Source organism: Pseudomonas sp. MMS21 TM103 (assembly GCF_022132145.1).
Lineage (GTDB): Bacteria > Pseudomonadota > Gammaproteobacteria > Pseudomonadales > Pseudomonadaceae > Aquipseudomonas.
The window spans coordinates 479,933-490,877 of the sequence record NZ_JAJISP010000003.1 but is presented as its reverse complement, the minus strand read 5'-3'; the positions used below and the strand labels follow the sequence as shown (position 1 = coordinate 490,877).

The following is a 10,945-nucleotide window of genomic DNA, read 5'->3' as shown; positions in this document are numbered from 1 at the left end:
ATGACCACTCAACAACTGATCTACGAAACAGCCGTTCCAGTCAACAGTGGGCGACATGCTCAGTGCTCGGTGGATGTGGGGAGCGATTATTCATTTGTCCGCAATTTGAACTCGTTGCCATTGATGGCGGTTGAGTTTCCGCTGGCGGCATCGGATTACGCAATCGTATTTGCAGGGAGTGCCGATACAGTGACCCCGGTCGTGATTCTGGGGGTGCGCGGTAATGAAAATCTGTTCTTGTCGAAGGACGGTGCCTGGCAGGCGAAATACATCCCCGCTTTTGTTCGCCGTTATCCGTTCGTGTTCTCAAGCAGTGCAGATGAAAAGACCTTCACCTTGTGCATCGACGAAAAATTCCCAGGTCTGAACAGCGAGGGACGTGGGCAGCCGTTGTTTAACGAGGACGGTAAAGCTACGCCCTATGTCGATGGCGTGCTCAAGTTCCTGCAGGACTACCGTGGTCAGCATCTGCTGACCCAGCAGTTTTGCAAAAAGCTGATCGAGCTCGAATTGCTCGAACCCATGGAGGCGCAATTCACCCTAGGCTCCGGCGAGAAGATGTCGCTCAACGGCTTCATGGTGGTCAATCGCAAGAAGCTCAATGAGCTGCCTGGAGAGGTGTTGTCCGAGCTGGCCAAGACCGACCAGTTGGAGTTGACTTACCTGCACTTGCAGTCCATGCACAACTTCAATGCTGTTAAAGACCGCTTGGTTCTGATTCATGGTGGCAAGGGCGATGCTGACAAGCCAGGAGGCGAGGCGGTCGAGGCCGAGACCAAGGCAACAGATGGCAAAGGGGCTAAACGCAAAGGTTAATCGCAGTATTGCCCGCCCTTGCTCCTGGGCAAGGGTGCGCTGCGCGCAGGTGGGTGGGTGCGGCTTTATCAGGCTAAGGTTACTCTGGAGTCATGAGGGGGTATTTCTTGGCACAGGTATAACGCCGTGTTCTGATTGGCAGTATTACGTTTGACAGCAAAGTCATACCGGGAGAAGTTCCACCGAACTGGGGGTGGTTTCAGAGGTAACCCGGAATGACTTAAGTTGTCGAGCGTCTATGTATGTAGTGGCTCGTATTTAAGAAGATAAGGGACGTCTTATTGAGCAGTGCATCGATTCACTCTCAACTGAGCGATACGCACACACAGGCAGAGTTAGCCGCTTGGGCGTGCTTTGTTTCGCCCAAGGATGCCAGTGAATTCTGGATGAGCTGGCTGGCCATCCTGTGTCCTCAGATCGAACGGGTTAGTGGGGCACTGCTTGTCCTGGGGCCAGATCATGATGGTGCCTATAGTGCAGCAGCCGTATGGCCTGATGTCTCACGCAATATGCAATATCTAGGCTCTACTGCCGAGAAGGCACTCAAAGAGAAACGAGGCATCGTCGATCAGGTCTTTAAGGAGCGGCGAGGCGTTATTGAGAAAGTTGCGATTGAGCGACGTGGTAAAGGCCGTGAAGGTGGAGTCCCGAAATCAGCTTTTGTCGGTTATCCGATTGAAGTATCAGGGGCGCTGCATGGTGCGGTGATTCTGGATATTGAAAACCCCTCAGAGCAAGAACTACAGCGTGCCCTGCGCTTGATGCACTGGGGTAGCGCTTGGTTGATCGATCAGTTCCGGCAACAGGAGCTGGATATCTATGCCGCACGCCTGGAGCGGCTTTCGATTGCCTCTGACCTTGTGGCGACGGCTGTCCAGGAATACCAGTTCGGTGCCTCTGCGCTCGCCGTGGTGAATGAACTGGCGGCGCGCTTGGAATGCGACCGGGTCAGCCTTGGGTGTGAGAAATCGGGATGCATCGAAGTCAAGGCGATATCCGACACGGCCAAATTCGACCGCAAGGCCAATCTGGTACGGCATATCAGCGATGCCATGGACGAAGTGCTGGATCTTGACGCGGTGATTGTCTACCCGGTAGCGGATGAGGAGGCACTAGGGCTGTTGGCACATGCCGAATTGGCGACGGAGCTGAGGGATGTGGCGGTCTGTTCTGTGCCGCTGATCGACGGCGGCGAAGTGGTCGGCGTCATTACCCTGGAGCGGACTCATGGTGTGTGCTTTTCCGCCGAAGAAGTCAGCCTGTGTGAAACGACCGGACTGTTGCTCGGGCCGATTCTCTGGCTCAAGTTACAGAACGAGCGAAGCGCCTTTCAGCGTTTGCGGGAGGGATTTTCCAGAGGTGCACAAGCACTCTTCGGGCCGCGTCATTCTGGCGTCAAGCTGATTGCCTTGGTCGTCGTGCTGATCATCGTCTTTTTCAGCCTGTATCAAACGGATTACCGGGTGTCCTCCAAGGCGGTGGTCGAAGGGGCATTACAGCGCGCTGTGGCAGCGCCGTTTGACGGCTACATTGCAGAGGGGCAGGTTCGCGCCGGCGATACTGTCAAGAAGGGCCAGGTGCTCTCTCGACTGGATGACCGCGACCTGAAGCTGGACCAGGTTCGTTGGGCATCCGAGCGCGCACAGTCGGAGCGCAGGTTCAGGCAGGCCCTGGCGCAGCAGGATCGAACGGCCATGACCATCGCCCAGGCACAGATAAACCAGGCTCAGGCGCAGCTGTCACTGGCCGAGGAGAAGCTCGCGCGCGCAACGCTGACGGCACCCTTCGATGGGATTGTCGTCTCCGGCGACCTGAGACAACTGCTGGGCTCGCCGGTGGAGCAGGGGCGGGTGTTGTTTGAAATTGCCCCGCTTGATACCTATCGGGTGATTCTCAATGTGGACGAGCGCGACATCTCGCAAATTGAAGTCGGTCAGGCGGGCAGCCTGGCCCTGTCCGGGATCCCCTACAACGTCATGCACTTTGCTGTGAAGCAGGTGACGCCGGTATCGACTTCGGAAGACGGCACGAACTACTTTCGGGTCGAGGCCCAGATCGAAGGACCTGCCGATCGATTGCGGCCCGGTATGGAAGGCGTTGGCAAGGTGTCGGTCGGCGAGCGCAAGCTGATCTGGATCTTTACCCACAGCCTGGTCGATTGGTTCCGTCTATGGTCCTGGAAGTGGATGCCATGATGATCCGCACCAGGGGTAGGCAAGGGTGAGTGCGCCACTCCTGAGTAGCGCCTGGTATCGCGTTGCGGCGCTCAAACCACGGCTGCGCTCGCACGCGCGGCTGTATCGACATCGCTACCGCAATCAGGTCTGGTACCTGTTGCAGGATCCAATTTCCAACCGCGTGCATCGCTTTACACCGGCGGCACGGTTGCTGATTGCGTCAATGGACGGCAAGCGCACCGTGGAAAACCTGTGGGAACTGGCCAACAAGCGCCTGGGGGACGAGGCGCCAACCCAGGATGAAATCATCAGCCTGCTCGGTCAGTTGCATACCGCCGACCTGTTGCAAAGCGACGTGACGCCGGATGCCAGTGAGGTATTCGATCGTGGTGCGCGTGAGCAAAAAGTGCAGCGTAGACGTACTTATATGAATCCCATGTCTGTGCGTATTCCGTTGTGGGACCCAGACACCTTCCTTGACCGCTTCCCCAAACTGATCGGCTTGCTTTGGGGGCGTTGGAGCGGGTTACTTTGGCTGCTGGTGGTCGTGCCGGCACTGGCTATGGTTCCGCCGAACTGGCAGGCGCTGTCCAACAACTTTTCTGATCGCGTGCTGGCCGTCGACAACCTGTTATTGATGTGGCTGGTTTTTCCAGTGATCAAGGCAATGCACGAACTCGGCCATGCCTCGGCCACTAAGGCCGGTGGTGGCGAGGTGCATGATATTGGGCTGATGCTGTTGGTGCTGATGCCTGTGCCATATGTTGATGCCTCTGCGGCGACGGCATTCAGGTCCAAGTATCAGCGGGCCATGGTCGGCGCGGCCGGTATGTTGGCCGAGTTGTTTGTCGCCGCAATAGCCTTCTATGGGTGGCTGCTGATCGAGCCCGGAGTCTTGCGCGCGGTGTTGTTCAACGTGATGATGATCGCTGGGATCACCACGCTCCTGTTCAATGGCAACCCACTGTTGCGCTACGACGCCTATTACATCCTCACCGACCTGATTGAAATGCCCAACTTGGCCGCCCGCTCTCTGCGTTACTGGGAGTACTTGCTGCGGCGCTATGTTTATGGAGTATCGGACGCTGAGCCGCCGCATGCCACAGCAGGCGAGAAAACCTGGTTTCTGTTTTATGGGCCGGCCTCAACGATATACCGCGTTTTTGTAACACTCGCTATTGCCCTGTTCGTAGCAAGCCATTACCTGGTGGTTGGCGTGGTGCTGGCGATCTGGGCGGTAATCACGATGATCGTGATGCCCTTGGGTAAGGCTGTGAAGTACCTCTTTGATAGCCCCGCATTGAGTGTGAAAAGGACCCGCGCCGTTTCGATTACCCTGGGCGTGCTGGTGGCCTTCGTGGCCTTTGTGTTCTTCGTGCCGATGCCGTTTCGTTCGGATGCCGAGGGGGTGATCTGGTTTGCCGATGAGGCCATGGTGCGCTCAGGCGTCAATGGATTCATCGGCGAGATATTGGTTAAGCCGGGCACGCGTGTGGTCAAGGGGCAGGTCCTGGCTAGGTCGTATGATCCTGAGTTGGATGCCCAGGTCAGATTGAGCGAAGCCCGGGTGTCCGAGTTGCAAGCCGAGTACGGCGCACAGTTCGTCGCGGATAAGTCCAAGGCCAATGTCATTCGAGAGCAACTCGAGGCAGAGGGGGCTGCACTGGCCAGATCGCGTGAGCGGCTTGATGGATTGCTCGTTCGGGCTGGCACCGATGGCGTGTTTATCCTGCCGCAGTCGGAAAATATTCCCGGCCGTTTTTATCAAAAGGGCGAACTGCTCGGCTACGTCGTCGAGAAGGGGCGACTGCTGGTCCGGGTAGTCGTGGATCAGAGTGCAGTGGACCGGGTGCGGTTGGCGACTAATCACGTTGCTGTGCGTCACGTGCACCGGGCCGAACTGGCTTCCGAGGGCCGAATCGTGCGCCTTGCCCCAGCCGGCACCGATACGCTGCCGAGCCGAGCCCTCTCGACGGAGGGGGGCGGGAAGATCTTTATCGACCCGCGGGACCAGACGAGTGCCAAAACCCTGCATCGCATGTTCCAGCTCGATGTCGAGCTTCTGCAGAACCCCGAACGAGTATTCTGGGGCGAGCGCGTCTACGTTCGCTTCAGCCATGAGAAGGAGCCCTTGGCCATGCAATGGTATCGCGGCATCCGCTTGATGTTCCTCTCGCACTTCAACATATAGGCAGGCAATGAGCAGAGCCGACATCCTGGCGGGTACTGTCGAGTTATCCGCCGCGCGTCCCTATCCAGAGCGGGCAGAAGCTCAGCCCAGGTGGCATGACCGGGTCGCAGATTTCCTCTTCGCCACGCTAATCGCCCCGGTCAGCGACCGGCTGCGTCATTCCAGCACGTGGTTACGCAAGATTGTTGTGCTGACCGACGCGCATGACCAAGGCTTCAGGGCGTTCACGGACGAGGCGCTGCAACTACATGCACAGCAGATGCGGGAACGACTTCGCCGCGCTGGCTTTACCCCACCCCTGGTCGGGGAGTGCTTTGCCCTGGTGCGTGAAGCGGCCTCGCGCACCCTGGGCCGTCGACACTATGCGGCGCAACTGATGGCTGGCTGGGCGTTGCTCGACGGCAAGTTGGTCGAAATGGCCACCGGGGAAGGCAAGACCTTTGCGGCCACGCTACCGGCGTGTGTGGTGGCGCTGGCGGGCTACCCGGTGCATGTCATCACGGTGAACGATTACCTGGCTCGGCGCGATGCGGAATTGATGATGCCGCTCTATCGGTTTCTAGGGCTGAGCGTCGGCACCGTGGTGCAGGGGATGCCCAGGAAGGCCAAGCGTGAGGCCTATGCGCAAGCCATCACCTATTGCACCAACAAGGCGCTGGCTTTCGACTATTTGCGCGATGGGGTGACGCTCTCGCGCAGAAGCAGTCGCTTGCACCTGGCCCTGGAGGCACTGAATGGTGCCGGTAGCCGTGACGAGCAGCTGGTCTTGCGCGGGCTCTATTTTGCCATTGTCGATGAGGCCGACAGCGTGTTCATCGATGAGGCCTGCACCCCCTTGATACTGTCGTCACCCGTCAGTCAGCGCCAGGAACTGAACGACTATGGGCTCGCCCTTGACCTCGCTCGCAGGCTGACCGTAATGGAAGACTTTGTCCTGAATATTAGTGAACGGCAGGCGGTGCTGACCGAGGCGGGAAGGGGAAGAATTGCGGCCTGTGTGGGCGCTGGGGGCGTATGGAGCTCCGTCCGCGCGCGCGAGGAGCTGGTGACCCGAGCGCTGTGTGCAGAACTGCTATACCAGCGTGATTGCCACTACGTGGTGTCTGACAACAAGGTACAGATCGTCGATGAGTCTACGGGCCGGGTGATGCCTGATCGCTCCTGGGAGCGAGGGCTGCATCAGCTGATCGAGATCAAGGAGGGTTGTGAACTCACCGAGGGGCGCGAAACCCTTGCGCGCTTGACCTATCAACGGCTGTTTCGTCGCTATATCCGCCTGTCGGGCATGACGGGAACCGCCAGTGAGGTGGCCCGGGAGATCAAGGCCACTTACTGGCTTTCCAGTACCAGGGTGCCACTGAACAAACCCTCGAAGCGCCACTTCAAATGCGCCTGCGTGTGTGCAACGGCTACGCAGAAATGGGATGCCGTCGCGGATGCGGTGCAACAGCTTGCAGTCTTGCAAGGGCGGCCGGTGCTGATCGGAACGCGCTCGGTGAAAGCTTCCGAAGACATAAGTGCCGTACTCACCCAGCGCGGGATCGCGCACGCATTGTTGAACGCCAAGCAGGATGCTGACGAGGCTGAAGTGGTCGCCCAGACGGGGCTTCTTGGCCGGGTTACCGTGGCGACAAACATCGCCGGGCGCGGAACCGATATTGAGCTTGGCCCCGGTGTCGCCGAGAAGGGTGGCCTGCACGTCATTCTCACCGAATACCATGAGTCCCGCAGGATTGACCGCCAGCTGTTTGGGCGCTGCGCGCGGCAGGGCGATCCTGGCAGTTGCCAGGTCATCGTTTCGTTGGAGGATGAGATTTTTACGGCCTATGCGCCTGGCGCGACCCGCTTGATTTGCAAGCTTATCGAACGTGGGGGAAAGCTACCGGCGCCAATCCACTGGTTGCTGAAGGCGCTAGCGCAATTTTCCGCTGAGAATAAGGGTGAACGGGTAAGGAGCGAAACAATGAAACTTGATCGGCGTTTACATCAAGTGTTGGCTTTTTCGGGGAGAGGAGAGTGAGGCTAGATCGGAAAGTCATTTCAGCACACGCCGGCAGTTGCCTGTTTGCGGTTATGGCGAGCGGTGCGCCTGTTGCTGCATCGGAGGGGGTGTTTGAGTGCTTGATCAGTCCCTACCAAACGGTCGAATTACGCAGTCCAACGGACGGCTTGCTCGATAAGATATTGGTGAGGCGCGGCGATCGAGTCGAGGAAGGACAAACGCTGGTAGTGCTTGAGTCTAGCGTCGAGAAGTCGGCCGTCAAAATAGCCAAGTACCGCGCGCAGATGAATGGACGCATTCAGTCATCGAAGAGCCGCCTGGAGCTTGCAAAGAAGAATCTCAGCCGCATCCAGGTGCTGCTGCAGAAGAAAATGATTTCTGCCCAGATAGCGGATGAGGCTGATGCGGAAGTCCGCATAGCCGCAGCCGAGCTGCATGATGCGCTGGAGAACCAGGAGCTTGCCAAATATGATTATCTGCATGCCGTGGATTTATTGAATCAACGCACCTTGCGCAGCCCCCTTACTGGAGTAGTGGTCGACCGGATGCTTAATCCAGGCGACCTTGCCGAGTCAGGGACGGGCCCCCGACCTATTCTGAAACTCGCGCAAATTGATCCGCTACTTGTCGAAGTGGCTTTACCTCTCGAAGCGTATGGGAAGTTACAAGTCGGTATGACTGGGACCGTCACGCCCGAGGGAGGTTTGGGGAGTCACGCGGCCTCGGTCACCATTGTTGATAGCGTGTTTGACGCGGCCAGCGGCATGTTCGGCGTACGATTGGAAATAATAAACCAGAACGGTTTGATACCTGGTGGCGTTCGTTGCCAAGTGGCTTTTCCCGCGCTTCAAGTGGTGGAAGCCAACCCGCAAATGAATGAGCGGACGGTGCAGTCGACGTCGCCCTGATCCTGCCCTGTCTCGATGAATCGTTTCGCCGAACGTAGCCTCGATCCTCCAGTCAGCACTCCTCTGCCTGGACGCCAACAGCCAGGATGCATGATCGATGGTCTGGCCTATGGGTAGTCTGATGCGATGGCGCCAAGCCTCACCCTCAGCGGACGCGATCCTAGGCACTATGGCATGGCGCGGGTGCTGACTGATGGACGGGGCTTCTGGGCTATTCCCGGCTCACAAGGCATCAAGCCGTCATGAAAGAAAAGTACCCCGCAAGCGTGCGGCTTTGCGGGGTACTTTTGTCTGTCAGGTTCTGCCGGAATCCGGCGTCGCGCTTAGACGTTGAAGCGGAAGTGCATGACGTCGCCGTCCTTGACGATGTATTCCTTGCCTTCCAGGCGCCATTTGCCCGCTTCCTTGGCGCCGGCTTCACCCTTGAACTGGATGAAGTCGTCGTAGGCGATGACTTCGGCGCGGATAAAGCCTTTTTCGAAGTCGGTGTGGATCACCGCGGCGGCCTGGGGGGCGGTAGCGCCGACGCGTACGGTCCAGGCGCGGACTTCCTTCACGCCGGCGGTGAAGTAGGTCTGCAGGTTGAGCAGCTCGTAGCCGGCGCGGATTACGCGGTTCAGGCCCGGCTCTTCCATGCCCAGGTCGGCGAGGAACTCGGCTTTCTCGTCGTCTTCCAGTTCGCCAATCTCTGCTTCCAGTTTGTTGCAGATCGGCACCACGATGGCGCCCTCGGCGTCGGCGATGGCACGCACCACGTCGAGCAGGGGGTTGTTCTCGAAGCCGTCTTCAGCGACGTTGGCGATGTACATGACCGGTTTGACTGTCAGCAGGTGAAAGCTCTTGATCAGCTGCTTGTCGTCGTCGCTCAGGGTCTTGAGCAGGGTGCGCGCCGGCTTGCCTTCGCTGAAGTGCGGTATTAGCTTTTCCATCAGGGCCTTTTGCGCCACCGCCTCCTTGTCGCCGCCCTTGGCGTTGCGGGTGACCTTCTGCAGCTGCTTCTCGAGGCTGTCGAGGTCGGCGAAGATCAGTTCCAGGTCGATGATCTCGATATCGCGCTTGGGGTCAACGCTGTTCGAGACGTGGATGACATTCTCGTCCTGGAAGCAGCGCACCACGTGGGCGATGGCGTCGGTCTCGCGGATGTTGGCCAGGAATTTGTTGCCCAGGCCTTCACCCTTGGAGGCGCCGGCCACCAGGCCGGCGATGTCGACGAACTCCATGGTGGTTGGTAACACGCGTTCGGGCTTGACGATGGCGGCCAGGGCTTCCAGGCGGGCATCGGGCATCGGCACGATGCCGGTGTTCGGCTCGATGGTGCAGAAGGGGAAGTTCTCCGCGCTGATACCGGCTTTGGTCAGGGCATTGAACAGGGTGGACTTGCCGACGTTGGGCAGGCCGACGATGCCGCAGTTGAATCCCATGGTGTGTCCCTCGCGGAGAGTTAAGAGGTGGCTTTCTGACTGTGCAGCTTGTGCATCGCTTTGCTCCAATCACCGGCAAGCATTTCCGGCAGTACGCCGAGAGCGAAATCGATGCTGGTGTCGAGCAGTTCCTGCTCGCTGCGCGGGGCGCGGCTGAGGACGAAGTTGGACACCATGCTGCTGTGCCCCGGGTGGCCGATGCCAAGCCGCAGGCGGTGAAAGTTATTCTGGTTGCCGAGCTGGGCGATGATGTCGCGCAGTCCGTTATGGCCGCCGTGCCCGCCACCCTGTTTGAGTTTGGCGACGCCGGGCAGCATGTCGAGTTCGTCGTGGGCCACCAGAATGGCTTCCGGCGGGATGCGGAAGAAATTCGCCAAGGCCGCCACGGACTGACCGCTGCGGTTCATGAAGGTGGTGGGGATCAACAGGCGAACGTCGCGGCCCTGATGGCTGAATTTGCCCACCAGTCCGAAATATTTGCGATCGGCGCTGAGCTTGACCCCCTGGCTGTTGGCCAGGCGCTCAACGAAAAGAGCCCCTGCATTATGCCGGGTCTGGTCGTATTCGGGGCCGGGATTACCCAGGCCGACGATCAGTTGTACGGCAGTCATGTCAGGAGCCCTTTCGTGGAAACAGCCCAGGCACTGTTGCGCCTGGGCTGTTTTCCGGTGGTGCGCAGGTTACTCGGCAGCGCTTTCGCCTTTGCCTTCTTCTGCTTCCGCTTCTACTTCTTTGGCTACGCGCGAAGCGTGGATGTTAGCCACTGCCAGGTCGTTGCCATGAGCCAGTGCAATCAGTTCCACGCCTTTCGGCAGGGTCAGGTCGGACAGGTGAACGATCTGACCGATTTCAACGGCAGCCATGTCGACTTCGATGAATTCCGGCAGGTCTTTCGGCAGGCAGGAAACTTCAACTTCAGCCAGGGTGTGGGAAACTTCGCCGCCTTGGGTCTTCACGCCAACCGCAGTTTCCTGGTTGAGGAAGTGCAGGGGGACGTGGGCGTGCAGTTTCTGGCCGGCGACAACGCGGATGAAGTCGGCGTGCATCACGTGGCCTTTGGCCGGGTGACGCTGCAGGGCTTTGATCAGTACGTTTTCTTTCTTGCCGTCGACGGTCAGGTTCAGCACGTGGCTGAACGAGGCTTCGTTTTCCAGCAGCTTGGCCAGTTCTTTGGCCAGCAGGCTGATCGACTGCGGGGCGGTTTCGCCACCGTAGATTACGGCAGGAACCATGGCAACGTTACGACGTAGGCGGCGGCTCGCACCTTTCCCCAGGTCGGAACGCACTACAGCATTCAGGTCAAATTCAGCGGTCATTTCACTTCTCCAAAATAACCAAACCGCCCTTCACGCTTGCGACCAGCGACCGGACGGTTAGGTAATAAGCCCGGCCAATACGGCAGGGCGTTTCGCGTTCAGGGCGACTTCCGG

The 10,945-nt window shown here is 58.8% G+C and carries 8 protein-coding genes; 5 read left to right on the top strand and 3 right to left on the bottom strand.

Annotated features, from left to right (window positions below; translation table 11 throughout):
• The 5 genes from LJY18_RS13360 (at window position 1) to LJY18_RS13340 (ending at window position 8,094) form a co-directional block, all read left to right on the top strand.
• Window positions 1-816, top strand: a complete 816-nt coding sequence (locus LJY18_RS13360) for a SapC family protein (RefSeq protein ID WP_238042297.1) — start codon at window positions 1-3, stop codon at window positions 814-816.
• 281 nt (window positions 817-1,097) lie between these two features.
• A complete protein-coding gene (locus LJY18_RS13355; RefSeq protein ID WP_238042296.1) occupies window positions 1,098-3,011 on the top strand; it encodes an efflux RND transporter periplasmic adaptor subunit in 1,914 nt (637 codons plus the stop codon).
• A 25-nt stretch (window positions 3,012-3,036) separates the two neighbouring features.
• The gene (locus LJY18_RS13350) at window positions 3,037-5,184 is read left to right on the top strand and encodes a hypothetical protein (RefSeq protein ID WP_238042295.1); all 2,148 of its coding nucleotides are present in this window, start codon (window positions 3,037-3,039) and stop codon (window positions 5,182-5,184) included.
• Between the two features lie 7 nt (window positions 5,185-5,191).
• Entirely contained in the window at window positions 5,192-7,204 is a 2,013-nt protein-coding gene (locus LJY18_RS13345) for a preprotein translocase subunit SecA (RefSeq protein ID WP_238042294.1), read from the top strand.
• A gap of 101 nt (window positions 7,205-7,305) precedes the next feature.
• Window positions 7,306-8,094 carry an efflux RND transporter periplasmic adaptor subunit gene (locus tag LJY18_RS13340; protein WP_238042293.1) on the top strand — a complete coding sequence of 263 codons (789 nt, stop codon included), beginning with the start codon at window positions 7,306-7,308 and terminating at the stop codon, window positions 8,092-8,094.
• A 323-nt stretch (window positions 8,095-8,417) separates the two neighbouring features.
• Here the strand turns inward: LJY18_RS13340 and ychF are convergent, their stop codons facing one another.
• The 3 genes from ychF to LJY18_RS13325 form a co-directional block, all read right to left on the bottom strand.
• Window positions 8,418-9,515 carry a redox-regulated ATPase YchF gene (ychF, locus tag LJY18_RS13335; RefSeq protein ID WP_238042292.1) on the bottom strand — a complete coding sequence of 366 codons (1,098 nt, stop codon included), beginning with the start codon at window positions 9,513-9,515 and terminating at the stop codon, window positions 8,418-8,420.
• A gap of 20 nt (window positions 9,516-9,535) precedes the next feature.
• Entirely contained in the window at window positions 9,536-10,126 is a 591-nt protein-coding gene (gene pth / locus LJY18_RS13330; RefSeq protein WP_238042291.1) for an aminoacyl-tRNA hydrolase, read from the bottom strand.
• A gap of 69 nt (window positions 10,127-10,195) precedes the next feature.
• The gene (locus tag LJY18_RS13325) at window positions 10,196-10,831 is read right to left on the bottom strand and encodes a 50S ribosomal protein L25/general stress protein Ctc (RefSeq protein ID WP_238042290.1); all 636 of its coding nucleotides are present in this window, start codon (window positions 10,829-10,831) and stop codon (window positions 10,196-10,198) included.
• Window positions 10,832-10,945 lie beyond the last annotated feature (114 nt).

Coding starts and splice junctions, on each gene's coding strand:
- ychF (WP_238042292.1), bottom strand. CDS start 9,515: ATGGGATTCAACTGCGGCATCGTCGGCCTGCCCAACGTCGGCAAGTCC.
- LJY18_RS13345 (WP_238042294.1), top strand. CDS start 5,192: ATGAGCAGAGCCGACATCCTGGCGGGTACTGTCGAGTTATCCGCCGCG.
- LJY18_RS13360 (WP_238042297.1), top strand. CDS start 1: ATGACCACTCAACAACTGATCTACGAAACAGCCGTTCCAGTCAACAGT.
- pth (WP_238042291.1), bottom strand. CDS start 10,126: ATGACTGCCGTACAACTGATCGTCGGCCTGGGTAATCCCGGCCCCGAA.
- LJY18_RS13325 (WP_238042290.1), bottom strand. CDS start 10,831: ATGACCGCTGAATTTGACCTGAATGCTGTAGTGCGTTCCGACCTGGGG.